This window comes from Marinomonas sp. 63XJN7_9_ISO-PGPR-S23-217 (assembly GCF_056173515.1).
Genome location: NZ_CM149678.1, coordinates 3,833,143 through 3,852,310 on the forward strand (window position 1 = coordinate 3,833,143; position 19,168 = coordinate 3,852,310).

General features: G+C 39.7%; 16 protein-coding genes and 1 pseudogene. 8 read left to right on the forward strand and 9 right to left on the reverse strand.

Annotated elements, in window-relative coordinates:
* Window positions 1-223: 223 nt before the first annotated feature.
* Both AC0VYI_RS17910 and AC0VYI_RS17915 read right to left on the reverse strand, forming a co-directional pair.
* A complete protein-coding gene (locus tag AC0VYI_RS17910) occupies window positions 224-1,387 on the reverse strand; it encodes a pyridoxal phosphate-dependent aminotransferase (protein WP_475444600.1) in 1,164 nt (387 codons plus the stop codon).
* A 181-nt stretch (window positions 1,388-1,568) separates the two neighbouring features.
* Window positions 1,569-1,793 (reverse strand): annotated as a pseudogene (locus AC0VYI_RS17915) (IS3 family transposase); the annotation flags it as partial.
* Between the two features lie 749 nt (window positions 1,794-2,542).
* Here AC0VYI_RS17915 and AC0VYI_RS17920 point away from each other — a divergent pair.
* The 5 genes from AC0VYI_RS17920 to istB all read left to right on the forward strand — a co-directional run bounded on the left by AC0VYI_RS17920 (window position 2,543) and on the right by istB (window position 7,162).
* Window positions 2,543-2,719 carry a hypothetical protein gene (locus AC0VYI_RS17920; RefSeq protein WP_475444602.1) on the forward strand — a complete coding sequence of 59 codons (177 nt, stop codon included), beginning with the start codon at window positions 2,543-2,545 and terminating at the stop codon, window positions 2,717-2,719.
* Entirely contained in the window at window positions 2,709-3,284 is a 576-nt protein-coding gene (locus AC0VYI_RS17925; protein WP_475444604.1) for an IS630 family transposase, read from the forward strand. The genes AC0VYI_RS17920 and AC0VYI_RS17925 overlap by 11 nt, the downstream gene beginning before the upstream one ends.
* 76 nt (window positions 3,285-3,360) lie before the next feature.
* The gene (locus tag AC0VYI_RS17930; protein WP_475444606.1) at window positions 3,361-4,767 is read left to right on the forward strand and encodes an IS5 family transposase; all 1,407 of its coding nucleotides are present in this window, start codon (window positions 3,361-3,363) and stop codon (window positions 4,765-4,767) included.
* Window positions 4,768-4,896: 129 nt separating this feature from the next.
* Window positions 4,897-6,429, forward strand: coding sequence for an IS21 family transposase (gene istA / locus AC0VYI_RS17935; protein WP_475443424.1), 1,533 nt, complete (start codon window positions 4,897-4,899; stop codon window positions 6,427-6,429).
* A 10-nt stretch (window positions 6,430-6,439) separates the two neighbouring features.
* Window positions 6,440-7,162, forward strand: coding sequence for an IS21-like element ISVch3 family helper ATPase IstB (gene istB / locus AC0VYI_RS17940; RefSeq protein ID WP_475443426.1), 723 nt, complete (start codon window positions 6,440-6,442; stop codon window positions 7,160-7,162).
* A 161-nt stretch (window positions 7,163-7,323) separates the two neighbouring features.
* On the opposite strand, the gene AC0VYI_RS17945 is transcribed toward istB, so the two are convergent.
* The 7 genes from AC0VYI_RS17945 to AC0VYI_RS17975 form a co-directional block, all read right to left on the reverse strand.
* Window positions 7,324-7,611 (reverse strand): helix-turn-helix domain-containing protein, encoded by a 288-nt coding sequence (locus AC0VYI_RS17945; RefSeq protein ID WP_475449835.1) that lies wholly within the window; start codon window positions 7,609-7,611, stop codon window positions 7,324-7,326.
* A gap of 478 nt (window positions 7,612-8,089) precedes the next feature.
* Entirely contained in the window at window positions 8,090-9,316 is a 1,227-nt protein-coding gene (locus AC0VYI_RS17950) for a type II toxin-antitoxin system HipA family toxin (protein ID WP_067341358.1), read from the reverse strand.
* The gene (locus AC0VYI_RS17955; RefSeq protein WP_067341362.1) at window positions 9,316-9,573 is read right to left on the reverse strand and encodes a helix-turn-helix domain-containing protein; all 258 of its coding nucleotides are present in this window, start codon (window positions 9,571-9,573) and stop codon (window positions 9,316-9,318) included. Before AC0VYI_RS17955 ends, AC0VYI_RS17950 begins: the two co-directional genes overlap by 1 nt.
* 63 nt (window positions 9,574-9,636) lie before the next feature.
* The gene (locus AC0VYI_RS17960; protein ID WP_475444608.1) at window positions 9,637-10,479 is read right to left on the reverse strand and encodes a hypothetical protein; all 843 of its coding nucleotides are present in this window, start codon (window positions 10,477-10,479) and stop codon (window positions 9,637-9,639) included.
* A gap of 23 nt (window positions 10,480-10,502) precedes the next feature.
* The gene (locus AC0VYI_RS17965) at window positions 10,503-11,732 is read right to left on the reverse strand and encodes a hypothetical protein (RefSeq protein ID WP_475444609.1); all 1,230 of its coding nucleotides are present in this window, start codon (window positions 11,730-11,732) and stop codon (window positions 10,503-10,505) included.
* A 17-nt stretch (window positions 11,733-11,749) separates the two neighbouring features.
* Window positions 11,750-12,019, reverse strand: a complete 270-nt coding sequence (locus AC0VYI_RS17970) for a hypothetical protein (RefSeq protein ID WP_475444611.1) — start codon at window positions 12,017-12,019, stop codon at window positions 11,750-11,752.
* A gap of 202 nt (window positions 12,020-12,221) precedes the next feature.
* On the reverse strand, window positions 12,222-12,527 hold the full coding sequence (locus AC0VYI_RS17975) for a hypothetical protein (protein WP_475444613.1): 306 nt from the start codon (window positions 12,525-12,527) through the stop codon (window positions 12,222-12,224).
* A gap of 1,394 nt (window positions 12,528-13,921) precedes the next feature.
* Between AC0VYI_RS17975 and AC0VYI_RS17980 the strand changes: the two genes are divergently transcribed.
* Genes AC0VYI_RS17980 through AC0VYI_RS17990 form a run of 3 tightly spaced genes read left to right on the forward strand, consistent with a single transcriptional unit; the run spans window position 13,922 to window position 19,094 of the window.
* On the forward strand, window positions 13,922-14,413 hold the full coding sequence (locus tag AC0VYI_RS17980) for a hypothetical protein (RefSeq protein ID WP_475444615.1): 492 nt from the start codon (window positions 13,922-13,924) through the stop codon (window positions 14,411-14,413).
* Between the two features lie 3 nt (window positions 14,414-14,416).
* The gene (locus tag AC0VYI_RS17985; protein WP_475444617.1) at window positions 14,417-16,558 is read left to right on the forward strand and encodes a hypothetical protein; all 2,142 of its coding nucleotides are present in this window, start codon (window positions 14,417-14,419) and stop codon (window positions 16,556-16,558) included.
* Window positions 16,545-19,094 (forward strand): hypothetical protein, encoded by a 2,550-nt coding sequence (locus tag AC0VYI_RS17990; RefSeq protein WP_475444619.1) that lies wholly within the window; start codon window positions 16,545-16,547, stop codon window positions 19,092-19,094. The genes AC0VYI_RS17985 and AC0VYI_RS17990 overlap by 14 nt, the downstream gene beginning before the upstream one ends.
* Window positions 19,095-19,168: the final 74 nt, after the last annotated feature.

Here is a 19,168-nt window from a genome sequence, read left to right on the forward strand (position 1 = left end):
TGTAATCAATTATTCAGCATGACTGATGCACTGAAAATCAGAGATGCCGACGCGCAAAAAAAATTACCACCGCCTAAAATTTTCACTAGAATATGATGCTCGAAGAATATTCTTTTCAATTTGTTACCCGGCTTTGATCGGTGCCTAAGTGAGCAAAGTTAGCAAGACTTTGCGTCCGAGATTTCTTTGTAGACTTAATCGTTTAAAGCTCTCCCTCCAATTATTAGATGATTTTTTCCCAATCATTGTGGTCAGCGATCTGAACCGCTGCCATTTCATCAGCTTTGCTTTTTTCTTTCCCTATCGACAGCAGAAGATCAACAACCTTTTTAAGCATATCCAAAGGAGGAAGCGTCAATCGAATGTAATTAGGATTTCCAGCTACAACGAGCTCTTTAACAAGATAATTATGTTGCTTGAGAATAGTTGAAATATGGTTGCCGCTAAAATAATCGTGGCGAATAAGAACGAAATTACAGGATGAGTTGTATAAATGCCACTCCTTGAATTCTGCAAGTGTATTAACAAGATAACGAGCTGATAGCGCCAATTCCCGGCGCATACCTTGCATATGCTCACCGCCAAATTTCAATGCATTTGCAACAATTTTTTGAGACAAAATTGATATACCGAACGTGGGCCTATCTTTACATATAAATTCGGCCAATGATGCATTACAAACACCGTATCCCACCCGAATTCCAGCTAAACCAAAAGCCTTTGAAAAAGTTTTAATCACCACCAAGTTTTCATGATCGCGAATAAGAGATCCAACTATACATTCATTACTTTCAAAAAAATCAGAATATGCCTCATCAAGCAAAACCATGGTTCCCTCTGGTACTTGCAAACATAAGCGCTTCACATCCTCTACCGAAATAAGATTACCAGTAGGATTATTAGGACTACAAATTACAATAATTTTCGGAAATAAAGTATTGGCTTTTTCGATGAGATCATCAATATCAAAGAAAAATTCTTTTTGGTTATGGATCAGTGGAGATAAATGTGTTTTTGCTCCGATATTCGCTGCAAGAGAGGAGTAATACAGCCAAGTTGGATCTACAGTCAAAATACACTCTTCATTAGTTAATGATGCGTAGAATATCTGTTGAATTATTGCGCTGGATCCATTATTTGTGAAGATTTGACTCACATCGACGCCATGTCTTTTGGCGACAGCCTCCCTCATTTGTAAATCATTTCCATAAGGATATAGGCATAGATCCTCAACATTTAATCCGTCCATCAATATCCCAGAGTAGTCCTTGCCCATTAATAAATTTTCATTAAGGTGCAAGCCGATTTTTGATTGGTCTGCATCAGGCGCTGCATAAGCTTTGGAGACCACCATGTCATTACGAACCAGCTGATTAACGCTCTTCATAAAACAATCCCTCTTGATCCATCATGTTTTTATAAAAATTATTTAATACCCTAAAAATCAACCCTAATGATTCAAGAAGCCACCAAAAGCTGATGTATAAATCATAAATTTGTCGTCTCTTACATTATTTTTTATCGTATTTGCTTATCGGCATTTTCAAGGTAGTTGTCGCCTAAAATAATTAAGCTGCGTCTTTGTGTTGCTCTGGATTTAACTCCACATCACCTATTGGCTGCCAATCTCTTACTTTTGTTGACCATCGCTCAGGATGATCTTTCCTCTTTTTCTGATACAAGTTCGAGCGCTTCGATAAGATGTCCTTATCAAGCCATGTATGCCTTTGATTTGGCGTTACAAACTGGATTAGACTACGGCGACGCTCATAGATATACAAATATACGAACTCTTTATGACCTGCAAGAATAATATTATCTTTCGATAAATCACAGAGGGTCTCTAAATTAGTAAGCATTGCGTTCGCAATATTTATCCGTCCCTGAATAACCCTCAACCTATTGAATTCAATGTATTTTATAAGACAATCAATACCTAAAATTTCTATATGACCATTAATTAAAAATTTTAATACACTATAAAGATCATAGGAATCAAACGTATTAATTAAAACTAATATAGACTGTTTTATGAACTTTATCTTTATTTGAAAATAGCAAAAAAAACACCAAAACATAGTAAAATAAAAGTAAAAGTAAAGTAAAGTGACATAAAAGTGACATAAAAGTGACATAAAAGCAGAGAAGAAAAACACCTTAACTAAATGGCAGTTACACAGAATCTGTTACAGGATCCCATAAATGTTTGGCATGAAGTCTTTCTAAAAAAAACACCCTCTACCTTTATTAATTAGTCGTCCCTGAAAAACTCTCAATCTATTGAATGTGTTTTTATAAGATAGTTAATGTCTAAATCTTGCTATTAACCCGGCAGCAAAAATCATCTGATATAATCACTGAATGAACGAAAAAATAGACACAAGAAAACTTACCACTCCAGAACTCGCTAGGCTACGAAAGTAAGTTGTCAGACTGCGCGAAAAAGACTTCTCTTTTAAAGACATATCTGAGGCGACAGGTGTCCATGCAGACACAATTGGTCGTTGGTATAGAGACTACTTAAAACGTGGAAAGGCAAGCTTTGAGTATAAAAAAACGTGGTCGAGAAAAAGGCTCATTTGGCAGTCTAACCAAAGCACAAGAAGCTCAAATTCGGCAAGAAATCACCGATAAAATGCCGGCTGAATTTTGCTTTGTGGACACGTCGTGCAATCCAACAGCTCATCAAGCAATTGTGGGGAAAAGATATGCCCATTAGAACCATTGGGGACTATCTAAAGCGCTGGGGATTCACCCCACAAAAGCCACTGAAAAAAGCCTATGAGCAAAACCCTCGAAAAGTGTCCAAATGGCTTGAGGAAGAGTGCCCCTTGATCAAGGAAAGGGCGAAGAATGAAGGGGCAGAGATACATTGGGGTGATGAAACGGGCCTTCGTAATGATAGTCAGCATGGCCGAAGCTTTGCTCCTAAAGGCAAGACACCAGTCCAAGTGATTCCAGCAAAGCATTGCCGAATCAATATGATTTCTACTATCACAAACCAAGGAACAGTACGCTTTATGACCTACGCCGACAACATGACAGCCAAAGTACTCATTCGCTTTATGAAGCGATTGATCTCAACCTCTAAGAAAAAGGTATTTCTGATACTCGATAACCTTCGAGTACATCATGCAAAATTAGTAAAAGAGTGGTTAGCCAAGCCAAAAATTAAAGAGCAAATAGAAGTCTTTTATTTACCTGCCTACTCACCTGAACTCAATCCAGATGAGTATCTAAACTGTGATCTAAAGGCAGGTGTACATACAGGCGATGCGGCATAGAAGATATAAATAAATCTCCGCCGGGTTAATATAAATACGCCATAAGGCCCAAAAAGTTGCAGAACAGGTGAGTTTTATGAAGCCTCTTCAGACAGAGACCATGCCGCAAAAGGATTTATTCCAACCTCAGCTCGTTGACATCATTAACCCCAATCATCCTTTAGTACGACTGGCTAAGATCATTGATTGGAAGCAATTGGACTCAACGCTTAGTGCCCATTTTTCAAGCGTTGGTGCGGCCGCGTTGCCAACGTGTCTTATGGCGGGGTTGCTGTATTTACAGTACTTGCATAATTTGTCTGATGAGCTGATGCTAGAGCAATGGCTTGAATCGCCTTATTACCAATACTTTTGCGGAGAAACCTTTTTCCAGCACGACTTTCCGTGCCATCCAACCAGTCTTGTTAAATGGCGAAAACGGTTAGGTGAAGAAGGCTGCGAATGGCTGCTTACCCAGACGATACAAGCAGGATTGAAACAAAAAGTCATCAAACCAGCGAGCCTAAAACTAGTCGTGGTAGACACCACGGTACAAGAAAAAAACATCACCTTCCCAACCGATGCCAAGCTCTACAACAATGCTCGACAGCAGCTCACTCAGGTCGCCAAAGAACAAAATATCACGCTAAGACAAACCTACGACAAAGCCTGTCATAAGCTAATGCCAAAAATTGGACGCTATGGTCACGCCAAACAATACAAACGGATGAGAAAAGCGATTAAGCAAGTGAAAGGCTTTTTAGGGCGAGTCATGCGAGATATTGATCGGCAAGTAAAACAACAAGGGTTAACGCTCACCCAAAAACAGGAAGACACACTTAACCAAGCCTATCGATTACTAAAACAAACTCGCCAGAGCAAAAACAAACTGTATAGCTTGCATGAACCTAATGTGGACTGCATATCCAAAGGCAAAGCGCATAAACGCAATAAGTTTTGTGTGAAAGCAAGCATAGCCGTGACGGCTAAAGAATCCTTCATTGTGGGAGCAAGAAGCTATCCAGATAATCCTTATGATGACCATACGTTAAAAGATCAATTTCAACAAGTTGAAACCCTGACTGGAAAAAAACAGGAAACCTGTTTTGTTGACCGAGGGTATAAAGGATCGGGCGTGGAAGATATTAAGGTGTCGATTGCTGGTCAAAAGCGCGGCGTACTAAAGAAGGAGAAGCCATGGATGGGGAGACGAAACAGCGTAGAACCCATCATAGGACACCTCAAATCAGATGAAAAACTCAGACGATGCTTCTTAAAAGGCGTACTAGGCGATGCGATCAACGTGATCTTAAGTGCCTATGGCCAGAACTTACGTAAGCTACTGAAGTGGCTTTATTGTGCCCCATATTTTGGGTCATTTTTAAGGCGAGTGTTGCTTCAAATGCATATTTCGGAGCATTCCGAACAGCCATTTCGGAATGAACCGAACACCTATTTCGGTTTAATCCGAACGCACATTCCGCGATTATCCGAACACTTTTAGGCGAACTCCGAAATCAGCGTTCGGAATAGCGAAAAGCCCGTTCGGAATGTCCGAAATCCTAATTTTTTCTCTTTTAAATCAATCACTCGCTATTCTTTATCTCTCAAATCAGAAGGTAAGGAAGCGACCATGGCTAAAAAGAGAACTCCAATGAAAAAAATCAAAGAGATATTACGACTCAAATACGACTGCGGTCTGTCCTATCGTCATATCGCTAGTTGCCTCAATGTCAGCCTTGCAACTGTCTCAGAACTTATCGCGCGCTTTAAGCAAAGTCAGATAGGTTGGCCCCTCCCAGAAGACTGTAGCGATACCGATCTCAATCAAGCGCTTTATCACTCAAAGAAAGCCAGTCGTCATAAAGTCATGCCGGACTTCGTTCAGTACGCTGTCGAACTCAGGCGTAAAGGCATGACGAAGATGCTGCTCTGGCAGGAATATCATGAACAATATCAAGAGCAAGCTTACGCTTACACTCAGTTCTGCGAGTACTTCATTCGCTGGTTCAAAACCCAAAAGCGCAGCATGCGTCAGCTTCATGTGGCGGGGGATAAGCTGTTTATTGACTATTGTGGACCTAGGCTTCAGGTGGTCAACCCTGACACAGGCGAAGTGCGAGAAGCGGAAGTGTTCGTGGCGACCTTAGGTGCGTCCAATTACACTTATGTTGAAGCCTTCCCAAGCCAAGGTAAATCCTATTGGCTAGAAGCCCATGCCAATGCGTTCGAACACTTCGGCGGTGTTCCCCAACTTTTAGTCCCCGATAATCTGCGCAGCGCGGTCACCAAAGCGAACCGCTATGAGCCAAGGCTTAATGACAGCTATCAAAAACTGGCGAATCATTATCAAACCGCGGTGATGCCAGCTCGCCCTTACAAACCAAAAGACAAAGCCAAGGCTGAAAATGCCGTGCTCCTAGTGGAACGTTGGATCATGATGCGATTGCGTCACCAAACCTTCCATACCTTCAAAGAACTGAACCTAGCCATCCGCGAACTTATGAATGAGCTAAATCAGCGAGAGATGAAACAGTACGGTGCGAGTCGCCAAGCATTGTTCAACAAACTCGATAAGCCAGCGTTAAAACCATTGCCCAAACAGCGTTATCTGTATACCGAAACCAAACGCGCCAAAGTTGGGCCGGACTATCACATCGAATATCGCCGCCATTATTACTCCGTTCCCCATCAACTGGTCGGCCATCATGTTGAACTGGAAGCCTCTAATCGTCTAGTGCAGATCTACCACCAAGGTAACTTGGTGGCTCAGCACCCACGCAGTCAAAGGGAGCGCGGAAACAGCACACAACCCGAGCACATGCCAAGTCATCATCAATATCAAAAGTGGTCACCTGGGCGCTTGCTCAACTGGGGAGCGAACATAGGACCAGCGACCCGAGAAGTCATTAACAAAATGCTCCACTCCAAGCCTCATCCAGAGCAATCCTATCGTTCCAGTCTGGGGTTGCTCAATCTGAGTAAAGTGCATGGAGAGTCGCGTTTAGAGCAAGCCTGTAACGATGCCTTGATGCTAACAAAACCTAACTACACCTTCATCAGTAACTTGCTTAAAAACAACCGCGAAGGACAACTGGATAAAGGCAAAACGAGCACACCTAACCTTGTTCATAGCAATGTCCGTGGCCCGAACTGTTATCACTAGGAGAAGATAAATGAACGCACTCGACGAGAAACTAAAAACCCTCCGCTTGAGCCATGCAGCGAAAGCACTAGAGCAGCAACAAGAGCAACTGACCACCTACGCAGAACTGAACTTCGAGGAACGGTTAAGTCTGCTTCTAGAAAGTGAGATATTGAATCGTAACCAGACCAAAATCCAACGCTTAAAACGACAAGCCAAGCTAAGAATGGACGCACAACCGAGTCAACTTATCTATAAAGAAAGGCGAAACCTTAACCGAAAACAAATGAGCGAATTACTCACTGGCAGCTACCTACACAAACATCAGAACATCTTGATAACAGGCCCAACGGGCGCAGGCAAAACCTATCTAGGCTGTGCACTGGCAACCAGTGCCTGCGATCAACAACACACCGTTAGGTACTATCGATTAACTCGCTTGCTTGATGACCTAAGTGCAGGTCGTCTCGATGGCAGCTATCAAAAACAGCTTCAGTCTCTGGCTAAAAAAACCTTACTGATCCTCGACGACTGGGGGATGGAAAAACTGACTCAAGAGCACTCAGGTCATCTGCTGGAAGTGCTTGAGGATCGTTACCAAAACAGCAGCACCATCGTCATCAGTCAACTTCCTGTAAAAGAGTGGTACAGCATGATCGACAACGCCACTGTAGCAGACGCCCTAATGGATCGATTGGTACACAATAGTCATCGAATAGAATTAGGAGGTGAGTCAATGAGAAAACTGGCGTAATCCGAACAGTTAGAGTAAAAATAAGGAAAGAGAAAAAAAGTAGGTTCAGGTGTTCGGAATAAACCGAAATGAGCGTTCGCAATCACCGAAATACGCACTTCAAATGCGTTTTCTACAAGAAAGTCAGAAAAACAATATGGCGCTTCATGCTTGAAACGCCATTATTCAGGGGCGACTAATTTGAGTAACCCTTCCACTTTATCGATCAGTTCCTGACTTCGTTTGGTAAACTTACCAGCCTGCTTTCTGATCATGGTCGCATGAGTGTGGGCTATCTCAGTACAATATTTACTAGTGAAGCATCGTCTCAGTTCACGAGCAATCGTTTTATTGCTTCGTCTCATCTTGGTCGCGATGGCTCTTGCCAAAAACCCTAGTTCATTTAGTCCTTCAATCTGGTATCGTTCTTTTAGCGTCAGCTGCTTATTTTTTGGACGACCTTGGTGGATTGTGTGAGAACTCGAAGCCTATAGGCAACTGACTCTCTTATCTATACCAAGTGTGTCGGTTATTCTTGAAATCTAAGAGTAATGGGTTGCAAGGTGGGATTCGCCTCCAGCAAAGGCACTAAGTATGCCTCGAACAAACCGTCAAAAGGGTCTTCACGAGTTCGATAGGATCTGGGCTGATGTTAAGTGAAGTCCACCTCCGATTCGATATGTCTGGCGGAACGTTCAGAGAAACCGACTTTAGCTGCAGCCTGAGATTGAGTGAACTTGGGTTGCTTACGATAAGACATATATAACGTGATCTGCTGTTGAGTAATGAAGACTCCAGACTAAAGGCTCGCCTAATTTGAGCATCTATAAGAGGCATTAAATCGACATGGCTGGTGGCTCACACGAATAGTGATAGTGAACGCACTCAGGCGACGGAAGGTATTTGTAACGACAAATTTAACCTATGGCAACAAACGAGACGGGGCATTTAGTCGTACTTTCGTCGCGGGGTATGGCGATATTTTTTGTTTATTGGGGTTACGGCCATCACGCTTGCTACATTTGACTCGATTGAAACTCGAAGGCCTTCAAATAATGATACCTCATTAGATCGCTCCAAATAGTCAAGTATGCCCTGGGCTAAACGCTCTATGATGTACTTTGCATTTCGTATTTTATATGTCCGACCTTCGGCTAATTTCAATAAGATGTTTTTATCAGGGAAGTCTTTAGAACCAGCCATTTTTAACGCCATTTTGTTATCTATGGTGTCATATATGAGCGTATGAGTAATATCAAATGGTGGAGAGACGAATACGGTGGACATGTCAGGTGTGTACTGTAATGCAAAATTTTTGAGATGTGCGTCTCCGTTGCCTATGAGGCAATTGAACACAATAAAGCAGTAAACTTTTTCAACTTCTTCTTGTGAGTTGGTATAAACCTGAGTTGCATTAAGCAACGTCTCATAGCTACCAGAATATTTCGCGTCAGGCTCGTTTGGCTTTTTCAAGAGTGTTGTAAAGTCCTCATAACCTAATTTAGATCCATCTACACTTATATCGAACCTTTCAATAACAAACGTCTCTTGGTTATTTGAGAGGTACGTTTTAGGTGGTTCTAGACCACAAAATCGGGCCGCTTCCATACATACAAACTCATTAACTGTGAGTAACGGAAATTCTTGATTGTAAGACTTAACAATGAGATTTTTTTGTTCGATTGTCCTCTCTGTTTCTAATTGAGTTGGAATACTAACTTTGGGCTGAACTCCTGCTAATGCATTCCGTAGATAGTATTTTTCTAGCAATTGGGGAAATAGAGCATCAGAGCCAGTGTAAGTCAGAATATCAGATAACGATACGGATTCAGGCTCGGGTAAGTTCAATTCGCTTTGATACGTTAACATGCCAATGCCATGATTAGCCTGAAGAGCTAAGAGGTACATGTCATTCACTTTTGCGTATCTGGCTAGTTTTTCAGCGATATAATGGCGGTTAAAACCCTCAGGAAGGTTCTGTGCAAAAATGGGGTGAAGAGAGCCAGAATAAAAGCCATCTAATCCTTCTTGTGTCATGGTAAGAGACACATTTTGGACTGTCTGAATAGGTTGAAAGTGATGTCTAGTGCCATGTGTTAATAGGCCTACGTTAGAGTCTCCTACAAACACCTCTATGGAATTAATGCTCTTTGGTAGCTTTGTAAGTGAAGTCATTATTGATCCTCAGAAAAAAGAGCGTCGATTTCGTTCCATTTTGGTAGTTTATGATCTTTCTCTGCGACAACGAATTGCAAGCCTATCACGTCAATAACCCTCTCAAATATGTCGAATGATCCAGTAAACCGACCATTTTCAATTTCAGATATTGTTGTTTTATGAACACAAGCTTTTTTCGACACAACCTCTTGAGTAAGATGAAGGGACTTTCTTTTTTCTTGAATTGATTTTCCTATCTGTTCTCTAGTAGCCATACAACACAACTCCACGAAGGTTAGCTATATAGCTAATATATTATCAAAATAATAATAAGTTAGCTATATAGCTAACAACTTAGCTTTGAGCACCTTTAGCGATTCATCTTCAGTCCCCAATTTATTTGCATCAATATCATACTTATCAAGCTTATCTGCCATTGGTGCGAAGTTTGCGTATAGGTGCGTGTGCTTTTCAAATACCAAACCAAGAGGATGCAAAAAGGGCTGCACATCTAGAGTCCAGCGAATCGCGTACGAAACAAGTTCATTGCTGCTGGCCGAGACTTTCTTGAGAAAAGAATTTACCGGGTTACTTGGGTCGTCAGTAAATCGGTTATGAACCACCAGTGGTGGAACAATTACTAGAGCGATCAAAGGCACAAGCTTTAAAGCAATGCGAATCCATTTCCCAGACCGTATAGGCTCAACGCCCGACTTAAAAAGCCCTACCACCTTCAGCGGCATTTTCAAAAGCGTTGCGCAAATCAAAAACAGGCTTAGAGACATTGAAATAGGCGGAATTATTATCGAACGCAAGGCTTGCTTGCCTTTTTCAGCGAACACACCGCCATCGGAAAACTTATGCTCATTATCGTTTAGCATCTCGATGTAGTGCTGTACTCTCTTTTTAATGTTGGGCTCAACCACCAGCGTCTTAAAGTTCGCTTTATTCAAATCAACGCGAATGTTTGTGACGTAAAGATCCCCCATTTGAACGGCTATTTTGTCCTGTACGGATGGCGCCAATTGAAACTGCTCCCAAGTTAAGTTAATCGGTAGCATCAATCCGGTTTTAACCATCTCCTTCTTCCAGCGCTGGTCCGCTTCACGTTTTACAAGGTCAGCTACGGATCGATGAAAGCCGTTACGATCATTAACGCCCCAATCTTTGGGCAGATCCAATCCCTTCTCCTTAAAAGAATCTCTTAACAATTCTTGGGTATGCGGCTGCACGCGAAAATTGTCATATGTCTTGATCCCGAACGGATAACCAGTTTGTCTCTTAAAGGATTTCTGAAACTGAGGCAACGCCAACATCTTTTCTCGATAGAAATTTGGGTCGTTTGTATATGAGTAACTGTAGTCTTTGACCCCCCCCCGTCTCCTCCAGTCGCTTTATCCAACAACTGAACCGCCGTATACAGTCCCATGGTGGCAACTCCTAGAAGCACACTATTACCTACGTTCTCAGCAGTTGAAATTTTGCGTTTCTGCAACCAGTAGTTAGGCTCAACGTAATCAAATCCTGCACTGGACAAACGATTCCTATAGTCATTATCCAAGCGTTGAATACAGGAGGTTTTATTCGATCTTTTTGCACAAGAATCTTTAGCCTTAAAGTATTTATAAAATACTGGTGCATATTTGTTCGCTTTCGCTTGAGTTTCACTTATTTGCGCATCTTGCGCCTTACTATACCTCGACCAACCATCTTTAAGTTGTGAGTCTATTTCCTTCCAATAAGAGCTCTCTCGCTTTGGAATATCGACTAGTGCTTGGTTGTAACGATTCGAACCTTGAGCGTAACTTTGATAATCCACCGATAGCGTTTTATAAATTTTGCTATAGTCACGATAGTTCGTTTCGAAATTTGCATAGGCTTCCTTGCGAACCATATTGTTTACGATATGCTCTTCATACTTATCCAAGTCACTAACAAGATTGTGATCCGCGTAGGTCATTGCCCCAAAAAGAGATATGAAGGTTAGTCCTTCTGATGAATCCCTTTCCTTTGGACCATAGCTAACCCCGGATATAGAGACAGCGTCATAAACAAGGGCGTCACGCAGCAAGGTGCTAAAGACAGCATACTGCCGCTCTCCAGCGCTCGAAGGCTGGATCACCCACTTTTCTACTATGTACTTCTGTCCATAAAATACTGAAGGCCATACAAGCCCAACTACCACAACTAGGCTCAACACCCCTCTTAATGCTGAACGGTAAAATACTGCTGGAAGCAAATCGGCTATCAGTAAACCAACCCCTATCCCCGAAATGCTTCGTCCATAGATTTCAAGGTGTTCTAGCAAGTCAGGATTTGGCGTACCCAAACCAATAAGAGACACAAGCTGTGCGTTGAATATAGCCTCAGGAATAAGGTATGCAGCACTCATTAGCACAAATAAGATGCGCCAGTTTTGAGATTTTCTGGTCATGACTTTTGCTTATTAAGTTAGTTTTGAGGGATCTTGATTTGAATAGTGCCAACTGAAGGTAGAACGACATCTGATTGCTGTTGTCTTTCGCCAGCATTAGTGTCTAGAAACACCGGCTTGTAGGGTTCGCTTTCTTGAGCTGGCTTGGATTCAGAGACGACAGATGCAGATACGTTTTTTGAAGCTATTCCCGCAGAACCAATTTGATCAGAAGTTTGGCATCCAGTTACTAACAAACTAGCAGTAAAAGTGAACAATAATGTTCGTTTTGAAATACAAATTTGCATTTATGATGACATCCTTATAGTACAATCAAGGTTCACAATAATACTTTTAAATTAATTCATATGCACCAATGAACTTGTGATGTAAGACCTTGCAGGAATATATCGGTGGCAAATTTAGGATCAACTAAGCTTTCACTGTCTCTGGCGAGTCACCTAAATACTCTAGTGGAGATTCAATCGTTAAATCTCGTCAGGCTTCATATTAGGCATAGTTAAAATGATACTTCATAAAAAAGTCCAGATTAAATTCTCGCTCTAAAGCTATTTCTTCGATCTGCTTCCATAAAATCGGCAAATAGGTTTTAAGAACTTCCGCATCCGATTGGTGGTATTCATCGACACAGTCACCGTCAGCTGCTTTGATCCAATCAGAGGGCGTTAAAAGGGTCAATCCTTGACGAAAATATTCCGGGATAGCTTTACGAATTGATTCTTCACTACCGCTGGCAACATAAATTGTAACGCCTTCGCCCGTCGCGAAATAACGACTAACACCTACATAAAACATATTCACTCCTGACGTACTTTTGTCATTTGTCATTTGTCATTTGTCATTTGTCATTTGTCATTTGTCATTTGTCATTTGTCATTTGTCATTTGTCATTTGTCATTTGTCATTTGTCATTTGTCATTTGTCATTTGTCATTTGTCATTTGTCATTAGTAGTAGAATTGATACCGCTATTGGAGTCACCACTAGTGGCGATTCAGTGAAACTTTTTAGCCCATCTCTTTTACTACTTTAACGTGATTTTAGAATCGTAAGCACCAATTCATAGAATACAGAGGTTTGATCAAGTAAGGGATCTGACAAGCTACTCAATCTCGATCTTCCATATCTAGTTCAATTCTCTCCTCAATACTTGCCATTATGAAATATTTAGGCAGTTAACCTAAAAGCTGCATATCCCTTTAAATACGGTATATAGCCCCTGAAAGAAAAGTTTCTTTCAGGGGTAAGAAGGCGCTCTCATTGTCCAAATTCTCAACAAGACCTTAGCTGGTTAGCCTAAAGACTCCTAAATTCAGGACTAATAAGGCCTTAGAATATGAAATATCCCGCAATAAATGAGGCAATAAGGCATATTAGAACTGATCTAAGAAAGTACTCTTCAAGTTGATTTTTTAACCATTCATTCATTGTCGCCTCTCATTTATACAATTAGAACCACCAGAAAAGTGTAAATAAATGTCATTCTTTAACTCTGATGCGCTTTTAAAATTGTAATTCATTCCAAACTGAAAAAAAAGAACCATCTTTCAAATTTCATCTAAACCATTGAAAAAAAAGGAAACTATCAAAATATTATTAAATTAATTAATACATTAATAAATAAATTAATTAATCTATTTAATTAATTTATTTAAAAAAACACACAAAATAATGCACAACCAATAAAAATGCTATTTACAAAGAAACAAAAAAAGTTATCCTATTAGAAAAATTATTTCAAATTTATTATGATTCTAATTGGCAATAGCGAAAAAATACTAAATAATACTGACATAAATGTTGAAATAGTCAGTATTGGGGACTTTTGGGGACAGAGGTCAAAAATTGAAATTTCTCAGTCTGAGATCGCGCTTTCACATCCGCCCGTACTATTCAGGAGTAGAAATGACTTAGTATGGCTAAATGATTCTGACGATGTACTGCTAGCAGAACTCAAGAAAACAAAGCAAAACTCTCGTGTATTATCTTATGTAATTAGCAATACAGACCTAACGCTTGATGAATTAAAAGATGCTTTCAATCTAATCACACTAAAATATCTATCTAATGATAAGGTTGACCGCACCATTATTAATGAAATCATAAGTGAAAACAGAATATTGAATAAGCTATGTCCCCAGAAGTCTTCTCAACTAAGCTTTCTATATAAACACTATTGTAAGAATAATATTGCTAGCAAAGAAGAACAAGGAGCTCGATATAGTATTAAGTAAAAAACTTTTAGGCAGTATTGAACCAGATATCATTAAAGAATTTGAAATCGAAAACAAAACAAGAGATTTAGTCAACAAAGTAAAATCATCGAATAATAAATTATATCTATTAGACATATTGATAAATCTTAAAGAACTATATTTTGAAAATTCAAACGATATAATTGATAGCATAACGTTCTTGTCAGAAAAAAATGCACTAAACTTAAAAACACTTAAGAAGATCAGCCTCTTTATTTCGAGATTAAAAAAACATTTCTCTTATAAAATACATTCATCCCGCCTCATCTTTATAATAAAAAAAATAGATAACATTAAGGAAAAGGAAGAAGGTAAAAAATATAGCTTTATTAATGAGATCATAGTTAAAGACGAGAATAACAGTATCATCCAAGCTATTAAATTCATCTCAAAAGAGTTAGAAAAATCAATTAAAATAGAAGTTTAGAAAATGAGTACTAGTAATTTTTCCGAAGCATTAAAATACACAATCAACTATTGGAAAGAATTAGATATCTGGGAAGAAAACAAAAACATTTTAAGTAAATTTCTAACGCTGCTATCTCCCCCTCCTAAACATTCTCTACAGCTTGAACTTCTTTCAACTCTAAAAGTATTCCATCATCCAGATAGCATTATTTCATTAGAGGAAATAGATACATTAATTTACATCATCAAAAATGCTAAAAGTAAAAACACCTCATATTTCCCATACGATATTGGTGTTGATTATCCGATCTATTATGGCATTGAACATGAATTAATTAGTTTTAAAAAATCACCAAACCTAAAAGATCAAGAGAAATCAGAGCTTATTAGTCTCTTCATTTCCGAGTGCTATAAAAACCTCAAAGAAATAGCATATAACGAGAGTGATGAGAAAATTTATAGAGCTATCCTAGCCATCCGAGAGATCGTCAGAGACAGAGTCATTAGAGAGAACATAGCTGAAGAGCATCTGCAGTTTTATAAATTGCCATCAAATAATTTAGTAGATTCTTACAGAGCAAATATTTTAGCACCATCACGTGATAAAAAATTCTCATTTTGGCGATGTTTTAAATATGAAGCAGTGGTGCCTACGACCTCAAATATTTTATCGGAGGTTAGCAAAAAAAAGAATGACACTAACTTTGAAGACAAATCAAAGAAAGAAACATCTAACAGATCACCAGTTGTTAAAAAAAAGAAAAAAGCGGCTCCTCCAACAAAGACGACTAATCATTACGTTCCCCGAGCAGTTCTAAGCAAAAAGATGTCTTGGAAAACAGCTAAAATTGAAGTTGAGTCTGCTTTCGACTATTCGTCGTTGTCTCTAAGTTCAGTGCTTGAATTCATATCGTTTATCAGAATGACATCCCCTGAACTATCTAATATGGCAGTTTTCTGCTTCCTTACAGGTATTCCTCTAGATAAGGCTATCTATGCAGTCTATCTCAGTAAAGAACAGCACTATCTGACGGTTCCTATTTCAAATGCTCCGAGCAATACCAAACTACCCTCGCACATAAACTTAAAACTCCCACCACTGGTTATTCTCAATTTTGAAAATAAGACGTTAGAATCGATCGAATCTCTGACAGAAGATATCTTTAAAAAATTTGGATACCTAGCAAGACAATTTGCAAAACTAAATAGTGGTCATAGGCTTCTTATTGATCGAATCGCAGCAAATTCAAATCGACTACTAACACCGTTGTGTGATGACATTCGAGTTCATTATTTACGAGCCAACATAGGATTTTCTATGAGTGCACCTTTTTCGTATATTGCTCTGAGTAATGAGAAAATAGGTGAACTCTACAAAGAACGCTTCAATAAGTTTTCGTCTATTTTGGAGACAAGCCAATCAATTGACCATTTAAAATGGGATTCTTCTCTCCCCGATCAGGTTCTTGGCTCGAAACGACTACCAAAAGCGTCTGTCCGACTTTTCTTCAAAAAAATATCTGCTCTATTCTACTATAAGTACGAACAATATCGACTTACACCCACAGTGAAACAATTGATTGATGTAGTCAATATAATGGAAGTGTACACATATCTGTTAGAACAACTACTCATGGCAAACAGACCCAGCGGTAAAAAGTCTCTAACAGTCTATTCAGATGTTCTGATGAGAAAAGATAAAAACTCTGCTCACTACCAAGAGTTCAAAGTGGTGCCTATCCCTGAACTGTTTAGCGCTCAAAAGAGGCAATTACACAAAGTAAGGCAGGACCTGCTTAGCTTCGTGTTTATGAACGATAAAATGGTTTTATCACGCGATCACTATTACATTCATCAGTTTTCGAATGATGAGCACAAAACAGTTAAAAGCCCAAGTCACAATGAGTTTGTGAAGCTCTTAAATTCTTTTGGAATAGCTGAAATACCGCCGTCAACAAACACATTTAGACATTACTCAGCCACAGAACTTAAGTTCAACTCAATAACGTCCAGAGCTTTTCTTGGCCACAATGAAGATGGTTTTTACTACCCTTCACCCACGTCATCGACCAGCATTTCGCAAATTCATGAGGACGTTTTGAGCCATCAAACTGCCATGATCAAACGATTTGGATTAGGTGTACTGAAATATGATCGCAATTGAAACGCTAAATAAACTACCTGGGTTAGAGCTCATTAAATTTAGCGACCATAGAGCTGCAAGGTTGGCGGAAATTATCGTTGAGGAAACTTTCGAACAAGACAAAATAGATGATGATGCGCTTCACAGAATAAAGACAAGGCTGATCGAACACCACAAGCTCAAGGCTGCTTATCATTTAACTCGAAATCATCTATTAGAAATGAATAGAGTCTTATCAAAACTTGAGGGTCTTTATACTTCCGTCATGTTTTTTGATCGTGTCAGTAAAACATTACGGCCAACAGTAATTTCGCCAAACTTCGATGAAGCGTCACTCAGAATTGAAATAAGAAGAATCTCAAATGAAACAGCTAATTTAGTTCAATCAACAACCCATATTGAAGCTGATGAACTCTATGTCAGATTGTTAATTGAAATTGCCGTTACAACAGGACTCCCACAACCAAGAGCCGAAGACTTGCTCTCAACTTTACTCGTATCACCATTTGAAAATACCGTTGTTCTGTCCTCAGTGAGAAATAGCAATCCGAGTAAGTGCTTATCGGTTATTCCATCTAATCTCACTAAGATGCTATGTACATGCCTAAACGCCCAGAATTATTCCAAGCCAAGCAATTCCAAACTGGCTAAAACGACGGTACCTAAGGTTCTTGGTTTAAACAAGGACTGTCACGTTAAAAACGTAAAACTAAAGTCATTGTATAAAGCAGCAGCCAGCCTTTTTTGTATTTTTACTGCTGAACCCATCATTTATAGCCGACTCAATGGATTGAGCTTACCTGTCGCACCACCATGGGCAGATTTTGAAAACTCAATTCTTGGATTACCCAGTCACAAGATCTCAATTCGAGAACGTATTGCTCGCACTCAGACTCCTAAAGACCTAGCCTCGCAAAAGCAAGACAATGCCAAATACTCATCTACAAATGCAAACCTCGATGAGGAAGAAAAGCAGAGAAGGTTTAACGTATGGCAAGCGCTTGCTTACTATTATTTGGGACACCTAAAGCGTTGGATTAGAAATCAAATACTAGAAGGTGTAAAAAGCAAAAACATTGAGATTGCCAGCGTTTTAAATAAGCTTACATTAAGAGAGAGCTCGAAAATATCGGCTTATCTCGCTCAAAAAAATCGATGCACTTCCAGTTATGTCGAAGATATTATTTACGCGCTTGAGGGTCGAACACAATCTGTACTCAAGTCATTGAGGCCAGACGATTTCCCTAACATTAAAATTACACCACTAACAGAGGATGAACTTGGAGGACATTGCGCGATTTCACTAATGTTTGCATTTGCTTACGATCAATTGGTTGTAAGAAAAAACGCCCCGAATACAGTCTTTGCTAAGCTTTCAAGTATCTTCTCACAGGCTCTGTTTTGCTATGAGCCAGCTTTATTTATAGAGGAGTGGGACGATGAAGACTCCAATTTATTCATTTTCGAGGAGCTGATTAACCCCGAACTGGCTCCTAACACGAACCAAAGTAGACTCTCTCAATTTGCCACACTACTAAGTTTTTGCAGAAACACATTGGGTGTTTGGAATGATGTCAGCTTTCCCGTATCTCGGAGCGGGCAAATCACAACAACAAATCGTCATCATATTCTCGGTCAGCAAGAGTTTAATTTGTTCCTAAACAAACTCCCTGATTTCGAAGAAGTTCGTTTGGATTCCACTATTTCGTCTGTAATATACAAAACGCTCTTTTATGCAGGCTTTCGTCCAGGTGAGCTAATTCAACTGAGACTAGGAGATATTGTTGCGCACAGTGATAAGGAAATTTTCATTGCTGTAAGAAGGTTTAAAACACAAGCCTCAAGGCGCACCATCCCATTACATTTACTAGCACCGCCGGATGTCTGCAAAGAAATATTCGACTACATATCAAGTCGATACAAGCTCTTCCTTGAACTAAAAGGAACCAGAGCATCCGGTAAAGATCGGATTCCCAGCGCTAAAAGACAAGAATTATTGTTACGTGCCAACGTCTCAGATAAAGAAGCTAAAACTCTAAACCGTTTTCCATTAATTAGTGATGGTGAAACGACATTAAGATTAGCTCGAATGGACATGAAACTAGTTCTAGGAGAAGGAGCTGATCTTTATCTTCTTAGGCATTGTTATGCAAGCCACATGTTCTTACGTTGGTACGCTATGAAATATCCAGATGTTATAGAAGACCTAAGGGACAGAAATGAGTGGTTCTATTCTGATGAAGCAATGAAACTTCAACGCCTAATATATCGACATGGTGATCAAGTCGATCCTTCTAGGGAAACCGACATGATTCATCTCATGAAATCCATGGGGCATCAGTTTGTAGATACATTTTTCGCTGTTTACTGCCACTCGTACTTTATCGCATACCGACACTCTCAGAAGAAATATCTTCAAAAGCGCGGTTGGGAGAATTTATCAGTAAAAGCAGGTTTCATTCAGGCAAATTTTCCTAAAATGAAATCACGAACGAGCGTTGCGCAAATTCAAACAAAAACATTAGCTGGTGTACTCGATTTTTTCAGTACTAGGTAAAGCCTAAACGGTCAACTCTAAGTTATCATTACAACAATGCCGCCAAAGTATTTACTATGGCGGCATTTTTTTAA